A 16375-nucleotide genomic window follows, 5' to 3' on the forward strand; every position below is an offset into this window, starting at 1 on the left:
CAGGAGCTTACTGAAGTAAGTGACTGGGGTAAGCGAGGAAGCCAACGCATCTGCAAGTCGAAATATGACGAGTTTTGGACGTCCAGATGTTTACACATCTATAATTGGCAGGTACTGTATAATCCTCAAGCGCAATTTATTCATGCCGAAGTGAAGGACTTTCATGATCGAGATTAAGCATCTGAAAACGCTACAGGCGTTGCGGAACAGTGGTTCGCTGGCAGGCGCTGCAGCGACGTTGCATCAGACCCAATCCGCCCTGTCTCACCAGTTCAGCGATCTGGAACAACGCCTCGGCTTTCGTCTATTTGTGCGTAAAAGCCAGCCGCTGCGCTTTACGCCACAGGGCGAAATTTTGCTGCAACTGGCAAACCAGGTATTGCCACAAATCGGTCGCGCGCTTCAGGCATGCAATGAACCGCAGCAAACCCGACTGCGCATCGCGATTGAATGCCACAGTTGTATTCAGTGGCTGACGCCCGCGCTGGAAAATTTCCGTGCTAATTGGCCACAGGTAGAGATGGATTTTAAATCTGGCGTGACGTTCGATCCGCAACCTGCTCTGCAACAGGATGAGCTGGACCTGGTGATGACATCCGACATTCTGCCACGCAGCGGGCTGCACTATTCACCGATGTTCGATTTTGAAGTTCGTCTGGTACTGGCGCCCGATCACCCGCTAGCCAGTAAAACGCAGGTAACACCGGAAGATTTAGCCAGCGAAACCCTGCTGATTTATCCGGTACAGCGCAGCCGACTGGATGTCTGGCGGAATTTCCTGCAGCCTGCTGGCGTTAGCCCGTCGCTGAAGAGCGTGGATAACACCCTGCTGCTGATCCAGATGGTAGCAGCCAGAATGGGCATTGCAGCCCTGCCGCACTGGGTGGTAGAGAGTTTTGAACGCCAGGGTCTGGTGGTCACCAAAACCCTGGGTGATGGATTGTGGAGCCGACTGTACGCCGCTGTGCGCGATGGCGAACAGCGTCAGCCGGTCACGGAAGCGTTTATTCGCTCAGCGCGGAATCACGCCTGCGATCACCTGCCGTTTGTGCGGAGTGCGGAGCGACCCACTTTCGATGTACCCACAGTGAGGCCACTATCACAGCCGCACCAATGATGAAGCTTGGCCAGTGAGGCTGCTGGTGCCAGATGGCCAGGTTAACCAACAGCCCCGCAGGCACATGCATATTGTTCATGATACCCAGCGTGCCCGCATCCACCTGCGTTGCGCCGTAGTTCCACATAAAGTAACCAATGCCCGATGCCGCCACGCCGAGGAACACCAGAATCCCCCACTGCAGCGTAGTTTCAGGCATTTTTTGCGCATTCCCTAATATAAACCAGGCAACGATCGCTACCAGCAACGCCCCCATATAAAACCAGGCAAACGCGTTGTGCTGCGGCATTGGGCGGGTTTCCATCAGACGCTTATAGCCCACCATACCGATGGCAAAACTAATATTGGAAAGCTGTACCAGCAGCAGGCCGGTCCAGAAATGGCTGGTCACCTGATCGTAACGAATAATCCCTGCGCCGATCACCGCCAACAGCGCGCTAAACGCGTAGCTCCAGCGTAAACGGCGTCTGCTCATCAGGTCATAAATCAGCGTGATATAGAGCGGCGTCAGGACGGTAAATAACAGCAACTCAGAAACCGTCAGATACAGATAAGCGCGGAAACTCAGCATATACATGATGCCAAGCTGCATGGCCCCCACCAGCATGTACAAGCCAATGGTTTTTACATTATGCCCGCGGGTACGCAGAAAAGGCAGGAAGACCAGCGCCGCCAGTCCAACGCGCACCAGCACCGCAAAATAGCTATCGACATGACCGGCAAGGTACTCGCCAAACAGGCTAAAAGAAAAGGCCCACAAAATAGTGGTAATGATGAGTAGCGCCACAATGGATGTCTCTGAACAAAAGGGTCACCCATTGTAGCGAAGAGTTTAGTTGACAACTGGTCAACTAAAGAACAATTACTTTAAAAAGAGATCGCGCAGATAGTGCGGCACAGCATCGTCGGCATTGAGGCCAATCACTTCCAGCTCAGGATGCAGATCCTTCAGACGCTGGTGCGCGTTGCCCATGATGCAGCCTTTTCCTGCCATCGAGAGCATTTCCGCGTCGTTCATCCCGTCACCAAAAGCGATACAGTCTTTCAGGCTAAAGCCCATCGCTTTTGCCACCGCCTCCAGAGCATGGCCTTTCGACACACCGCCCGCCATAACTTCCAGACAGGTCAGCGTGGAGAAGCTGACGTTCACACGATCGCCCCAACGGGCGTTGATCGCCTGCTCCAACGGCAGCAGGGTTTCGTGAGAATCGGTGGTGAAAAACACTTTACTGACACCTTCCGGCTCCAGCAACGCGGGCTCGAACAGCGAGTAGTTAAACACCGCTTCTTTGAAGAAACGCATTTCATCCGGACGATGGCGGTTCATAAACCACTCATCCTCGCGATAAACATTGGTCACGATGTCCGGGTTCGCATTCACCACGCCAAACAGATCGCTGGCAATGTCGCGATCCAGGTTATGGGAGAACACAAGATTCCCATCAGTATCATGCACACGCGCACCGTTGGAGGTGATCATGTAGGACTTAATGCCGAGGTTGTCGCGAATTTGCCCCACATCGATATGATGACGGCCGGTCGCAAATACAAAGTTAACGCCGCGAGCCGTCAGCAGTTTCAACGTCTCTTTGGCATAAGGGGACAGGGTATGGTCGGGGGAAAGCAGCGTACCGTCTAAATCAGATGCAACTACCTGATACATAAAAAATTAAACCTCTAAGCAAAGCGGTGTCCGCTGGATGTGTTATGCCTGTCGAAAAATTCAACAATGGCGTTGAGCGCGACTGAGCGCATTGCGTCCTTTTCAAAAAGGATCTCATGGTACGCGCCTTTGATGACCAGCGGCTGACCCCCTTCTACAGGATGGCCCGCTGCGGCGCGGAGTTCACAAAAACGATGGTGCATGCGGTTATCCACCACACGCTCTTCTTCAGCCTGAATAAGCAATGTCGGGGTCGCGTCATCTCCCGCCCCAGCCAGCACCTGCTCACCCGCCAGAATGCCTTCACGCACCCAGTGATAGGTTGGCCCGCCGACTCGCAGCTTCGGATCATCCGCATAGAAGCGCAGGTTACGCCGATAGCGCTGCCGGCTATGCGTTAGCGAATTCATCCCGAATGGCAGCGCCCGCCAGCGCCCGGTTCCCATCGCATAACCTTCACGAATACGCGGATGCCCTTCTGCCCAGTCAAGAATGTGGCGCACCATCCAGTCGGGAAAGCGCATCACGATCCCAAACATCGGGGCGCTGAGAGCAATAGCATCACACTGATTAGGGTGGCGTTGCAGGAACAGCGTGGCGATGGCCCCACCCATGGAATGCGCCAGTATATAGCGTTTTCTCCACGGACCAGGCTGCACTTCCTGCTGCCAGAAGGCGGTCAAATCGTCGACATAGTCATTAAAGTTATCCACATGACCGCGATGTGGGTCCGACAGCATACGCCCGGAACGCCCCTGGCCACGGTGGTCGATAATGAGCACGTCAAAACCAGAATAAAACAGGTCATACGCCAGTTCAGCGTATTTTACGTAGCTTTCTATGCGCCCGGGACAGACAACAATGACGCGATCGTTTTTTTCTGCACGAAAGCGAACAAAGCGTACGGGAACATCATCTACGCCGGTGAATTCTGCTTCTTCCCGCTGATGCCAGAAATCTGTCAGTGGCCCCATGGAAAAAGCGGCAAACGCGTTTTCTCTTGTTTCCCAGTCTTTTTGCTGCTGAAACATCGGGTATCCAGCCTCGCTGACCAAGTAAAATCGTTTTTTTCGCCGTCTCTGACAAAACCTAACGGCAGTAGCGTATTGTGGCATAAAAATAGACAATTCGGGAGTTTCTCATGACCTTTGAATGGTGGTTCGCTTACTTGCTGACGTCCATTGTTTTGAGCTTGTCGCCAGGCTCAGGGGCGATCAACACCATGACAACCGCCATCAGCCATGGCTATCGGGGAGCAACTGCGTCAATTGCCGGTTTGCAGACCGGGCTTGGCATTCATATCGTGCTGGTCGGCGTAGGGCTGGGAACGCTATTTTCACGTTCGGTGATCGCCTTTGAGGTGCTGAAGTGGGCAGGGGCGGCCTATCTGATCTGGCTAGGTATTCAGCAATGGCGCGCGGCGGGAGCCATCGACCTGAACACCATGGCAAATACGCAATCACGCAGCCGTCTGTTCAAACGCGCGGTATTCGTCAACCTGACCAATCCGAAGAGCATTGTGTTTCTCGCTGCCCTGTTCCCGCAGTTCATCATGCCGCAGGAGCCGCAGTTGATGCAGTATGTAGTGCTGGGTGTCACCACCATCGTGGTCGATATTATTGTGATGATCGGTTACGCGACGCTGGCCACCCGCATTGCTGGCTGGATTAAGGGGCCAAAACAAATGAAAGCCCTGAACAAAGTGTTTGGTTCGCTGTTTATGCTGATAGGCGCCCTGCTGGCATCGGCACGGCATGCCTGATGACGGTGCCGGATGTCGCTGCCGCGCATCCGGCCCACAGGAAAATCAGCGCGAAATAATCAGGTGAATACCGAAACCCGCGAACAGCGCGCCGGCAAAACCGTCAATCCACTTCGCCAGACGTTGATAGCCACGACGCATTTTCGGCAGCGCAAACAGGCTGGCAACCACGGTAAACCAGGCCAGCGTCTCAACGATAATCAGCGCGAAAATGCCCCAACGGGCAGCGGTACCGACGTTGTCGCCGACAAACAGCGAGAAGACGGAGCCAAAATAGATAATGGCTTTAGGGTTCGCCAGATTGGTCAGCAGACCTTTTAAAAAACTGCGTCCGCTCTGCGCCAGTTCAACCTGCGGCGCGGGTGCTGCAACGTCCTGTTTTTTAAACGCACCGCGCAGCATCTGATACCCCATCCAGCACAGATACAGACCACCGCCAACCATAATAATGGTGTGCAGCCAGGCCATTTTTTCGATGATCAGATGCAGGCCGAGCAGCGCCACGCCCGCCCAGACCATGACGCCGCAGGTAATGCCCAGCACGCCCATCATTGCCTCTTTGCGCGAACGGCTCACCGCCGTTTGAGAGACAAAGAAAAAATCGGGGCCAGGACTCATCAGCGCTACGATGTGTACCAACGCAACGGTAAAAAATAGCGTTAACATATAAATGACTCGCGGGGGAATAGTTCAGAGAGTCACCATCCTGGCACTTTTTTGCCTGGCTGACTACTCTTCGTCGTCACCGTCAACATGTGCGCGGATAAGTGCCATAAACTCTTTGCCAAAACGCTCAAGTTTACGCATTCCCACGCCGTTGACGCTCAGCATTTCGCTCGGTGAAACCGGCATTTGCTCGGCCATTTCTATCAGCGTGGCGTCGTTGAAAACCACATATGGCGGGATATTCTCTTCATCGGCAATGGCTTTACGCAGCTTACGCAATTTGGCGAACAGCTTGCGATCGTAGTTGCCGCCAAAGGATTTCTGCATTGCGCGCGGTTTCAGCGCCACAATACGCGGTACGGCAAGCTGTAGCGGAACGTCACCGCGCAGTACCGGGCGAGCAGCTTCGGTTAACTGTAACGCGGAGTGGTGGGCAATATTCTGCGTGACCAGCCCGAGATGAATAAGCTGGCGAATTACGCTGACCCAATGCTCGTGGCTCTGTTCACGACCTATGCCATAGACCGGCAGTTTGTCATGGGCCATCTCACGAATACGCTGGTTATTTGCCCCACGCAGAACCTCGACGACATAGCCCATACCAAAACGTTGGTTAACGCGGTAAATCGTCGACAGCGCTTTACGCGCATCCATTAATCCGTCGTACTGTTTTGGCGGGTCGAGACAAATATCGCAGTTACCGCACGGCTCCTGACGACCTTCGCCAAAATAGTTCAGCAGCACCAGACGGCGACAGGTTTGCGCCTCGGCAAAGGCCCCCATCGCGTTGAGCTTATGACGCTCGATATCCAGCAGTTGTCCGGCGGGTTTCTCTTCGAGACAACGGCGTAACCACGCCATATCTGCCGGATCGTAAAACAGCATCGCTTCTGCAGGCAGGCCATCACGCCCGGCACGCCCGGTTTCCTGATAGTAGGACTCAATGTTACGCGGGATATCAAAATGCACCACGAAGCGCACGTTGGGTTTGTTAATTCCCATACCAAAAGCCACGGTCGCGACAACGATTTGCAGATCGTCACGCTGGAATTTCTCTTGTACGTCGGCGCGCACGCTGTTTTCCAGTCCGGCATGATACGCCCCAGCGCTGATGCCGCGACTTTGCAGGCGTGCTGCTGTGTCCTCAACCTTCGCGCGGCTGTTACAGTAAATAATGCCGGACTTGCCGCGCTGTTCTTGTACGTAGCGCATCAGCTGATCGAGCGGCTTAAACTTCTCCATCAGCATGTAGCGAATATTCGGGCGGTCGAAGCTGCTGATCTGAATGAGGGGATCGTTAAGCCCAAGCAAACGGACGATATCCAGCCGGGTGGTGTCATCGGCGGTGGCCGTGAGTGCCACAAACGGCAGTGCGGGGAAGCGTTGACGCAGCTGGCCCAGCGCGGCATATTCCGGGCGGAAATCATGCCCCCACTGGGAAATACAGTGCGCTTCATCAACCGCCAGCAGTACCGGATTCCAGTGCGCCAGATTTTCAAGGAAGTTATCCAGCATCAGGCGCTCGGGTGCAATGTACAGCAGGCGGATTTGCCCGCTGCGACAGCCCGCCATCACCTCTTGCTGCTGTTCACGACTCTGGGTAGAGTTCAGGCACGCCGCCGCCACGCCGTTTGCCAGCAGCTGATCGACCTGGTCTTTCATCAGGGAAATCAGTGGCGAAACGACAACGGTGAGGCCGTTCAGCAATAATGCGGGAATTTGATAACAGAGGGATTTACCACCACCGGTTGGCATAACGACCAGGCAGTCGCGGCCAGAGATCACGGTGTCGATGATTTCTTCCTGACCAGGGCGAAACTGTTGGTAGCCAAAGGTTTCCTGCAAAACCTGTTTGGCGCCCATTTCCAGATTCAACACTTCCGCCTGCGCCACATTAACCCCGTTAACCTTAAATAAAAACAGGCGCTATTTTCAGCGCCTGAGAGAGAAACTGCAATGATTAAAATACTCTCAATGCCGATCAGAAGATATCGTTGAGCATTACGCCCACACCAACGCGCGTCTGATTAAAGTTATAGTCAATCAGCGACTCGCCATAACCACTGTAGACCTGGGTATAAAGGCGAACATGTTTTGTGATGGGATAGCTGACACCCAACTCAGCGCCGCCGTAACCAGTATTCCAGTTGTACTGACCTTTTGCGCTTAAGACGGCGTCACCGAGGTGATAACCCAGTTTGAGCTGATAGTAGCCCATATATTTGGTGATGTCGGGGTTATCGTCAGTGCTGCCGATGACGTACCACGGTTTCACTTCCACCAGCCAGTTACCGTTTTCTGCCATCAGGCGGGTATACAAGCGGTTCCAGCTACGCGAGGTTGGGTCAGAACGACCGTTGGAGTCATGGTTATAACCCATTTCGACATCGCGGAGCGTCCAACCGGCCAAGCGATAATCGGTGGCGAAACCGAGGAACAATTGCGGTTCATAATTGGTTTCGCGAAACGGGGAAGACTCTTCGCTATTGGACAGCTGCCACCAGGATTTCTGAGTATAGGAGCCGCCAAGCACCGAGTTCGGCCCTAAAATCCCACGCCAGAGCGGAAACGCCAGGCTTAGCTGAAACTTCACCTCATCTTTGCGCGCATTTTCGGACCAGCTATAGCTGCTGATCGCTTCTTTGTTCATGTCGCTGGTATTGGTGTAGATGAGATAGTTGGTGTCATAAGGATAAAGCGTGAAAGGATTGTCATGCTCTTGCAGCATATTGGCAATAATACTGCCGCGTACAGCAGGTGCATCATGAATCTCTTTTACTGTCGCTTCCTGCGCATACGCGGTCAACGGCAACATGACTGCTGGTAATAACCACCCCAGAATCGCCCGCATCGGTACTGTTCTCCTGAACCAAAATATTGATGAATTGTATAATTATCTGGCAGGTATTCTACATACTTAGAGAGTTCCTCGTTAGTTATCCCGTCTTAAAGTAGAAAACAACAATTAAGAAGCATAATATCAACACCTCATTAACTATTGAGAGTTAGGGATTGTATGTCTGCCGTACTTACTGCTGAGCAAGCGCTGAAATTAGTGGGCGAAATGTTTGTCTATCATATGCCGTTTAACCGGGCGCTGGGGCTGGAGCTGGAACGCTACGAAAAAGAGTTTGCCCAATTGGCCTTTAACAACCAACCGATGATGGTTGGCAACTGGGCACACAGCATTCTGCATGGCGGCGTGATCGCCTCAGCACTCGACGTCGCCGCCGGGCTGGTGTGCGTTGGTAGTACGCTGACGCGTCACGAAACCATCAGCGAGGACGAACTGCGTCAGCGGATGTCGCGCATGGGCACCATCGATTTGCGCGTTGATTACCTGCGCCCAGGCAGAGGGAATCGCTTTACCGCCACCAGCAGCCTGCTGCGGGCGGGTAATAAGGTTGCCGTCGCACGCGTGGAACTGCATAACGAAGAGCAGCTTTATATCGCCAGCGCCACCGCGACTTATATGGTGGGGTAGGTGCCTGAAACAAGGTAAACTGCGGTTACATTTCTGAAATGAGTTTTCCCGATGGATGCTAAGCAAACGCGGCAGGGCGTATTACTCGCTCTTGCTGCCTATTTTATTTGGGGCATTGCACCCGCGTATTTTAAGCTGATTTACTACGTCCCCGCAGATGAGATCCTGACGCACCGCGTGATCTGGTCGTTTTTCTTTATGGTGGTTTTGATGAGCGTCAGCCGCCAGTGGTCGGGGATCAAAACGCTGCTGCAAACGCCAAAGAAGGTTTTCCTGCTGGCGCTCTCTGCGGTGCTCATCGGCGGAAACTGGCTGCTTTTTATCTGGGCGGTCAACAACCACCATATGCTGGAAGCCAGCCTCGGCTACTTTATTAACCCGCTGGTGAATATTGTGCTGGGTATGATTTTCCTCGGTGAGCGCTTTCGCCGCATGCAGTGGCTGGCCGTTCTGTTAGCCGCCTGCGGCGTACTGGTGCAATTGTGGACATTCGGCTCGCTGCCGATTATTGCGCTCGGTCTGGCCTTCAGCTTTGCTTTTTATGGCCTGGTGCGTAAGAAGATCGCCGTCGAGGCGCAAACCGGTATGCTGATTGAAACTCTGTGGCTTTTACCTGTGGCCGCAATCTATCTGTTTGGCATTGCCGATAGCCCAACCAGCCATATGGGACAGAACCCGATGTCGCTCAATCTGTTGCTGATTGCCGCAGGCGTCGTAACTACCATTCCGCTGCTGTGCTTTACCGGTGCAGCGACCCGTCTGCGTCTTTCCACACTGGGTTTCTTCCAGTACATCGGACCCACGCTGATGTTCCTGCTGGCGGTGACGTTCTACGGCGAGGTGCCGGGTGCGGATAAGATGGTGACGTTCGCGTTTATCTGGGTGGCGCTGGCTATTTTCGTGATGGATGCGATTTACACCCTACGCAGAACGCAAAGGGGACTTTAACGTTGTTGTGCCGGATGACGCTGCCGCCATCCGGCTAAAATATTACAGCCAGTTCTTGCGCTTAAAGTACAGATACGGCGCCAGACCCGCGAGCATCATAAAGACAATCGCCCCAGGGTAACCGAAGCTCCAGTGCAGTTCCGGCATGAACTCAAAGTTCATCCCATAGCTGGACGCCACCAGCGTCGGCGGCAGGAACACCACGGAGACCACCGAGAAGATCTTGATGATGCGGTTCTGCTCAATGTTGATAAAACCCATCGCCGCCTGCATCAGGAAGTTCACCTTCTGGAACAGTGATTCGTTGTGCGGCAGCAGAGATTCGATATCGCGCAGGATCTCACGCGCCTGCTCCAGCTGACTGCCCGGCAAACGCGCCTTGCGCACCAGGAAGTTCAGAGCGCGCTGGGTATCCATCAGACACAGGCGAACTTTCCAGCCGATATCTTCCAGCTCCGCCAGCGTGGAAAGCGCTTCGTCGTATTCATCGCCCTGGCGCCCTTCCATAATTACGCGGCTGAGTTTTTCCAGGTCGCTGTAGATATTTTCTATCTCATCCGCCAGCTGTTCGATTTTCGTTTCGAACAGATCAAGCAGCAGCTCATAGGCGTTGCCGTCGACCATCGCCTGACTGCGCGCACGCATGCGATACAGGCGAAATGCCGGTAGTTCGCGTTCACGCAGGGTAAACAGGCGGCCTTCGCGAATGGTAAATGCGACGGTTGAGTTGCCCGCGTGATCGTCGGCATCTTCATAAAAGAAGAAGGAGTGAATGTGCAGGCCGTCTTCGTCTTCAAAGAAACGTGCGGATGCTTCGATGTCTTCCAGTTCAGGGCGCGTAGCCAGATTCTGGCCCAAGTCCTTTTGCACACGGTTTCGTTCATCGTCATCCGGCTCGACTAAATCGACCCAAACCGAACTGGCAAGATGCTCAATCTCATCCGCCTCAAGACGTATTAAACGATTGTTTTCCAGTTGAAATGCGCTCAGCATGACCGGGACTCCCAATGCAAAAAATTATCGGACAGTTCGGTGGGCACACAGAAACAAATTGGGTTTCAGACCATTAAACAGCCTGACTCAGCGCGACGGGAAAAAACAGAAGGTCGCTGACAACCGCGAAGGCTATCAGCAAAAAGGGATAGCCTTAGGAGTTGATCCTGGATGACAGGATAATGAGCCAGTATCTACTGGGTGTGTCCAAGGCGAATGTCCTCTTAGCGTAATCGTGCGCGCATGTTACGCCAGCAAAATTTTGACGTCAACACGCAACGAAACGCTAGTCTGGATAAATTACCTTCTCATCAGTAAGGCTAGCAGATCGTTACAAAATAATGATATTTTTCTGAAAGTTATACCGTATCCAGCCTCGCGTAGGCGGCAACCAGCCATTTGATCCCCTGCCCCTGGAACGCTACCTGCAAACGGCTGTGTTCCCCGCTACCTTCGAGGTTGACGATAGTCCCTTCACCAAACTTGGCATGGCGCACACGCTGACCGAGCTTGTAGCCGGTGTCGTTTTCTGCCATTGGCGTGCCCATCCGCTGATGGCTCACCGGGCGGCTAACCGTGGCACGCAGACGAACCTCTTCCACGCAGGCTTCCGGCAGCTCGCCAATAAAGCGCGATGGACGATGGTAAACCTCTTTGCCGTACAGGCGACGCGTTTCGGCGTAGGTCAGCGTCAGCTTCTGCATCGCGCGGGTGACGCCCACGTAGGCCAGGCGACGCTCTTCTTCGAGGCGACCACCTTCATCCAGCGACATCTGGCTGGGGAACATACCTTCTTCCATCCCCACGATAAATACCTGCGGGAACTCCAGGCCTTTCGCCGAGTGCAGCGTCATCAGCTGCACCGCATCCTGCCAGGTATCCGCCTGCCCTTCACCCGCCTCCAGCGCGGCGTGAGACAGGAACGCCTGCAGCGGCATTAAGTCTTCGTCTTCTTCGTTGTAGCTGAACTGGCGCGTTGCCGTCACCAGTTCCTCTAAGTTTTCGATACGCGTCTGGCCCTTCTCGCCTTTTTCCTGCTCGTACATCATGCGCAGCCCGGAGTCTTTAATCACCCGGTCAGTTTGCACGTGCAGCGGCATATCGGCGGTTTCCTGCGCCAGGGCGTCAATCAGCTCCATAAAGCGCTGTAAGGCGCTGGCGGCGCGTCCGGCGAGCGCTTTCTCTTGCAGCAGCTCCCGGCAGGCCTGCCACAGCGTTAGCTGGCGGTCACGTGAAGTCTGGCGCACCACATCTAAAGTACGATCGCCAATACCGCGCGTTGGGGTATTTACCACGCGTTCAAACGCGGCATCGTCGTTGCGGTTGGCGATCAGGCGCAGGTAGGAGAGTGCATCTTTGATTTCCTGCCGTTCGAAGAAGCGCATCCCACCGTAAATACGGTACGGCATGCTGGCCTGTAACAGCGCCTCTTCCAGCACGCGCGACTGGGCGTTGCTGCGGTAGAGAATGGCGCACTGTGTAAGCTGACCGCCATTGTCCTGCCAGGTTTTGATACGGTTAACCACAAAGCGCGCTTCATCGAGTTCGTTGAACGCACAATAGAGTGAGATCGGCTCACCGTCGACGCCGTCGGTCCACAGCTTTTTGCCCAGACGCCCGTTGTTGTTTTCAATCAGGGCGTTGGCCGCGCTAAGGATATTGTTGGTCGAGCGATAGTTCTGCTCCAGACGAATGGTTTCTGCGCCCGGGAAGTCAGTAAGGAAGCGCTGGATGTTCTCCACCTGCGCCCCGCGCCAGCCGTAGATTGACTGGTCGTCATCGCCGACAATCATCACTTTGCCGGTGTCGCCCGCCAGCAGGCGGATCCACGCGTACTGAATGTTGTTGGTATCCTGAAATTCGTCCACCAGGATATTGGTAAAACGTTCACGGTAGTGCTGCAGGATATGCGGCTTGTTGAGCCACAGTTCGTGGGCGCGCAGCAGCAGCTCGGCGAAATCCACCAGCCCGGCGCGGTCACACGCCTCCTGGTAGGCCTGGTAAACTTTCTGCCAGGTCTGCTCGACCGGATTGCCATAGCTCTGCAGATGGTGCGGTCGTAGCCCTTCGTCTTTCTGACTGTTGATAAACCACATTGCCTGGCGCGCCGGCCACTGCTTCTCATCCAGGTTCATCGCTTTGATCAGGCGCTTCAGCAGACGCAGCTGGTCTTCGCTGTCGAGGATCTGGAAATCCTGCGGCAGGTTTGCATCCATATGGTGTGCGCGCAGCAGCCGGTGCGCCAGCCCGTGGAAGGTTCCCACCCACATACCGCCCTGGCTGGTTCCCATGATCTGACCAATACGGTGGCGCATTTCCGCCGCCGCTTTGTTGGTAAAGGTTACCGCCATAATGGAGTACGGCGAGTTGTTCTCTACCGTCAGTAACCAGGCGATACGGTGCACCAGCACGCGCGTTTTACCACTCCCCGCGCCTGCCAGAACCAACATGTTGCTGCGTGGCGCGGCCACAGCCTGGCGCTGTTCGTCATTGAGGCTATCGAGCAGATAAGAAACGTCCATTGGCACCGCCGGAATCAACAGGGCCCAGCCGGACCCCTGGGAATTTATACAGAGTTGTTGGTGATTATATCAGCGAGGTCAGAGATGCCAACTGTGAAATTTCGATATGCGGCAGCAAACGGCTGTCAGCGGTGTGCATCAGGTCAGCATTTTCCGGTTTGATCCAACAAGCCTGCATCCCACAGCGAATTGCCCCGGCGACGTCTGTCGTCAGGTCGTCACCCACGTGCAATATTTCACCCATCGGCATATTCAGTTTTTCTGCCGCCAGCGCGTACATATCGCTGAACGGTTTTGATCGCCCGTCGGGACCAGCACGCAGCACAAACTCAAAGTAATCGCCCAGGCCAAACAGCTCCGGCTGCGCGTTACCGTTGGTGATCGCCACCAGCGGCCACTTGCGGGCCAGCACCTTCAGCGTGTCATGCGTCGCCTGCGGGACATCGATGCGGCTGCGCCATTTGGCGAAATTCATCATCGCGGCGTTCGCCCCCATTCTGGCTTCTGCCTCTGACAAACCCGCCTCCAGCATGGCGCGCTCTACGGCCCGGTGACGCCATTGGGTAACGTCGTGGTAGATTTCCGGTTCGGCGTCGCGTACGGCCTGGCGTAAGCGCTGGAGGTCGCTATTTTGCAGCGAATTCAACGCCGGATGGTAATTCTGTACAAAAGCGAGCGCTTCCTGTTCGGTGCGCGTGATAACGGGACGGTTATCGTAAAGGGTATCATCAAGGTCAAAGGTGAGCGCAGAAATACGCCCCAAAGGCCGGTAAAAACGCATTATTTCCCCCGTTTGGCGCGCGGATGCGCCGCATCGTACACTGAAGCCAGGTGTTGAAAATCAAGATGGGTATAGATTTGGGTGGTAGAGAGGTTGGCGTGTCCCAACAGCTCTTGCACCCCGCGCAGGTCACCGCTCGACTCCAGCATATGGGTCGCGAACGAGTGGCGCAGTTTATGGGGATGCACGTGGCTGTTCAGCCCCTGCTTAATTCCCCATTCGGCAAAGCGTTTCTGCACGTTACGCGCGGAGATACGTTTGCCCAATTTTGACAGAAACAGCGCGTCTTCGTCACTGCCGAAGAGCCCGCGCAGATCCAGCCAATGTTCAATCCACGCCACCGCATTACGGCCAATCGGCAGGCGGCGCTCTTTGCTGCCTTTACCCATCACCCACACTTCGCCGGTGTCGAGATCGAGATGTTTAATATCCAGCCCAATCAGTTCCGACAAACGCAGCCCCGCGCCGTACATCACCTCAAGCATTGCCCGGTCACGCACGGCGAGGGGGTCGTTGAGATCGATATTCAGCAACCGGTTAACGTCATCCACATCGATATTTTTCGGCAGGTGACGCGGTGCTTTCGGCGCAGAAATGCCTTTTGCCGGGTTAGCTTTCAGCTCCCCCTGATTGACCAGCCAGTCGAAGAAACTGCGTAATGCGGAGAGGCGCAAAGCCAGACTCGCCGGTCCCAGACCGTTGCGGCGACTGCGCACGGCAAAACTGCGAACCCTCGCAGCATCACATTGTTGCCAGCTTTGCAGACCGGTTTCTCCGGCTATCGCGATGATGGCATCAAGCTGACGCCGGTAATTGAGCAGCGTGATCGGGCTAAGCTGACGCTCCACGCCCAGATAGCGTAAGAAACGTGCAACGTCCTGAGAAAGCGGTGAGTCGGTCATACGCGTTCAATCCAGCGCTCCAGCAGTTCCGGCAACATCAGCGAGATTTCCTGCAATAGCTGCGTTCCCTGCCCTTGCTGGTAATGGTTAACATCACGGCTGCTGAACAGCATCACGCCAAGAGAGCCATCCTGCCCCAGCATCGACATCGCTACTGAGCCTATCGCTTTCGCCTCCGGCATCATCACCAGCAACTCCGGACCGTTGAGCGGCCCCAGATAGTGTTGTGACTGCCCAAGGCGCTGAATACGCAGCGGTTCAAAGGCCTGACGACTTAATGCCAGATGGGTAAACTTTGAGGGCGCGCCCAGTCGCCAGCGATCCGGGAACAGACGCACCGTCGCCCCTGCCAGCCCCAACTCACGCGCCCAGCGATGAAATCGCATCAGCATGTCGTCAAGGCTACTGGCCGCCACCAGCCGTCCTTGCAGATTTAACAGGCGATAAAACAGGCTTTCGTTGGCGTTTGCCTGTTCCATCAATAGCGTCATGTTTTCTTCAAGCACGTTGATATGATTACGTGCCCGAGCCATATGCCATTCAACTAAAGAGATCGTCCCCCGCACCGGGTGCGGGACGCGCATCGCTTCAACCTCTTGTGCATTACGGATAAAAAACTCAGGATGACGTTGCAGATAATCGACGACCGCTCGATCGTCAAGTTCCATGAGCGTTTCCTGTAGTTCTTCCCCTGGTTGCTTCATAGATGAATAAATCCGTCGTAGACATGTGCCGCCGGGCCAGTCATATACAACGGATGACCCGGGCCTTTCCAGGCGATATCAAGGCGACCGCCCGGTAACTCCACGCGCACTTCTTCTGCCAGCAGGCCCTGCTGGATACCGACAGCCACAGCGGCGCACGCACCGCTGCCACAGGCCTGCGTTTCACCCGCCCCGCGCTCGTAGACGCGCAGCCGGATGTGCTCGCGTTTCACCACTTGCATAAATCCGATATTGGCGCGCTCAGGGAAGCGTTCGTGGCTTTCCAGTACTGGCCCCAGAGTTTCCACCGTAGCCGTCTCCACATCATCAACCTGAATGACGCAGTGCGGATTTCCCATTGATACCACGCCGCACAATACTGTCTGCTCGGCCGCGCGCATAATATAGGTCTTCTCTGCTTTATTCGCGCGAAAAGGCACCTGCGAAGGTTCAAAATTGGGCTCGCCCATATTGACCCGTACCAGCTCGTCGTCCGTCACGGTTAATACCATACGGCCATTCGCCGTACTGACGCGGATGTCACGTTTATTGGTCAGCCCTTTCAGGCGTACAAAGCGTGCAAAACAACGGGCACCATTACCACACTGCGACACTTCACTGCCGTCAGCATTAAAGATGCGGTAATGGAAATCCAGCTCCGGGTCATACGGCGGTTCAACCACCAGCAGTTGATCAAACCCAACGCCAAGATGCCTGTCGGCCAGGCGGCGGATCAGCTCCGGTGAAAAAAAGACATTCTGCGTTACCGCGTCGACGACCATAAAATCGTTGCCAAGGCCATGCATTTTAGAGAATTGCATCGTTCACTCCGT

The 16375-nt window shown here is 54.8% G+C and carries 17 protein-coding genes; 4 read left to right on the top strand and 13 right to left on the bottom strand.

From position 1 onward, the window contains the following. Positions 1 to 163 precede the first annotated feature (163 nt). On the top strand, positions 164 to 1117 hold the full coding sequence (metR, locus tag JQ822_RS22445) for an HTH-type transcriptional regulator MetR (protein ID WP_213135329.1): 954 nt from the start codon (positions 164 to 166) through the stop codon (positions 1115 to 1117). Here the strand turns inward: metR and JQ822_RS22450 are convergent. The 3 genes from JQ822_RS22450 to pldB all read right to left on the bottom strand — a co-directional run bounded on the left by JQ822_RS22450 (position 1005) and on the right by pldB (position 3811). Further along, the gene (locus tag JQ822_RS22450) at positions 1005 to 1904 is read right to left on the bottom strand and encodes a carboxylate/amino acid/amine transporter (RefSeq protein ID WP_213135330.1); all 900 of its coding nucleotides are present in this window, start codon (positions 1902 to 1904) and stop codon (positions 1005 to 1007) included. The two genes, metR and JQ822_RS22450, sit on opposite strands and share 113 nt — an antisense overlap. Positions 1905 to 1979: 75 nt before the next feature. Beyond that, complete coding sequence (gene yigL / locus JQ822_RS22455; protein ID WP_213135331.1) at positions 1980 to 2780, bottom strand: sugar/pyridoxal phosphate phosphatase YigL; 801 nt, start codon at positions 2778 to 2780, stop codon at positions 1980 to 1982. A 14-nt stretch (positions 2781 to 2794) separates the two neighbouring features. Then, positions 2795 to 3811 (bottom strand): lysophospholipase L2, encoded by a 1017-nt coding sequence (pldB, locus tag JQ822_RS22460; protein ID WP_213135332.1) that lies wholly within the window; start codon positions 3809 to 3811, stop codon positions 2795 to 2797. A gap of 110 nt (positions 3812 to 3921) precedes the next feature. Between pldB and rhtB the strand changes: the two genes are divergently transcribed. Beyond that, positions 3922 to 4542 carry a homoserine/homoserine lactone efflux protein gene (gene rhtB, locus JQ822_RS22465; RefSeq protein WP_135323720.1) on the top strand — a complete coding sequence of 207 codons (621 nt, stop codon included), beginning with the start codon at positions 3922 to 3924 and terminating at the stop codon, positions 4540 to 4542. 45 nt (positions 4543 to 4587) lie between these two features. Here the strand turns inward: rhtB and rhtC are convergent, their stop codons facing one another. The 3 genes from rhtC to pldA all read right to left on the bottom strand — a co-directional run bounded on the left by rhtC (position 4588) and on the right by pldA (position 8059). Beyond that, on the bottom strand, positions 4588 to 5208 hold the full coding sequence (rhtC, locus tag JQ822_RS22470; RefSeq protein WP_096758919.1) for a threonine export protein RhtC: 621 nt from the start codon (positions 5206 to 5208) through the stop codon (positions 4588 to 4590). A gap of 63 nt (positions 5209 to 5271) precedes the next feature. Continuing rightward, entirely contained in the window at positions 5272 to 7101 is a 1830-nt protein-coding gene (recQ, locus tag JQ822_RS22475; protein WP_213135333.1) for an ATP-dependent DNA helicase RecQ, read from the bottom strand. Positions 7102 to 7189: 88 nt separating this feature from the next. Then, entirely contained in the window at positions 7190 to 8059 is an 870-nt protein-coding gene (pldA, locus tag JQ822_RS22480; RefSeq protein ID WP_213135334.1) for a phospholipase A, read from the bottom strand. A gap of 165 nt (positions 8060 to 8224) precedes the next feature. On the opposite strand from pldA, the gene yigI reads away from it, so the two are divergent. After that, on the top strand, positions 8225 to 8692 hold the full coding sequence (gene yigI / locus JQ822_RS22485; RefSeq protein ID WP_213135335.1) for an acyl-CoA thioesterase YigI: 468 nt from the start codon (positions 8225 to 8227) through the stop codon (positions 8690 to 8692). A 51-nt stretch (positions 8693 to 8743) separates the two neighbouring features. After that, a complete protein-coding gene (gene rarD, locus JQ822_RS22490; RefSeq protein WP_213135336.1) occupies positions 8744 to 9640 on the top strand; it encodes an EamA family transporter RarD in 897 nt (298 codons plus the stop codon). A 42-nt stretch (positions 9641 to 9682) separates the two neighbouring features. On the opposite strand, the gene corA is transcribed toward rarD, so the two are convergent. From corA to dapF, 7 genes are all read right to left on the bottom strand, one after another. Next, positions 9683 to 10633: a magnesium/cobalt transporter CorA gene (gene corA, locus JQ822_RS22495; RefSeq protein WP_213135337.1), complete on the bottom strand. Its 951-nt coding sequence runs from the start codon at positions 10631 to 10633 to the stop codon at positions 9683 to 9685. Positions 10634 to 10787: 154 nt separating this feature from the next. Then, the gene (ysgD, locus tag JQ822_RS24470; protein ID WP_212723238.1) at positions 10788 to 10844 is read right to left on the bottom strand and encodes a YsgD/CorL family protein; all 57 of its coding nucleotides are present in this window, start codon (positions 10842 to 10844) and stop codon (positions 10788 to 10790) included. Between the two features lie 148 nt (positions 10845 to 10992). Continuing rightward, entirely contained in the window at positions 10993 to 13155 is a 2163-nt protein-coding gene (gene uvrD, locus JQ822_RS22500; RefSeq protein WP_213135338.1) for a DNA helicase II, read from the bottom strand. Positions 13156 to 13219: 64 nt separating this feature from the next. Beyond that, positions 13220 to 13936, bottom strand: coding sequence for a 5-amino-6-(5-phospho-D-ribitylamino)uracil phosphatase YigB (yigB, locus tag JQ822_RS22505; RefSeq protein WP_213135339.1), 717 nt, complete (start codon positions 13934 to 13936; stop codon positions 13220 to 13222). Next, on the bottom strand, positions 13936 to 14838 hold the full coding sequence (gene xerC, locus JQ822_RS22510; RefSeq protein WP_135323727.1) for a tyrosine recombinase XerC: 903 nt from the start codon (positions 14836 to 14838) through the stop codon (positions 13936 to 13938). The genes yigB and xerC overlap by 1 nt, the downstream gene beginning before the upstream one ends. Further along, the gene (locus tag JQ822_RS22515; protein WP_135323728.1) at positions 14835 to 15542 is read right to left on the bottom strand and encodes a DUF484 domain-containing protein; all 708 of its coding nucleotides are present in this window, start codon (positions 15540 to 15542) and stop codon (positions 14835 to 14837) included. The genes xerC and JQ822_RS22515 overlap by 4 nt, the downstream gene beginning before the upstream one ends. Next, a complete protein-coding gene (gene dapF, locus JQ822_RS22520) occupies positions 15539 to 16363 on the bottom strand; it encodes a diaminopimelate epimerase (RefSeq protein WP_213135340.1) in 825 nt (274 codons plus the stop codon). Before dapF ends, JQ822_RS22515 begins: the two co-directional genes overlap by 4 nt. Positions 16364 to 16375: the final 12 nt, after the last annotated feature.

It is taken from the genome of Citrobacter sp. FP75 (genome assembly GCF_018342065.1).
In the GTDB taxonomy this organism is placed as follows: domain Bacteria; phylum Pseudomonadota; class Gammaproteobacteria; order Enterobacterales; family Enterobacteriaceae; genus Citrobacter.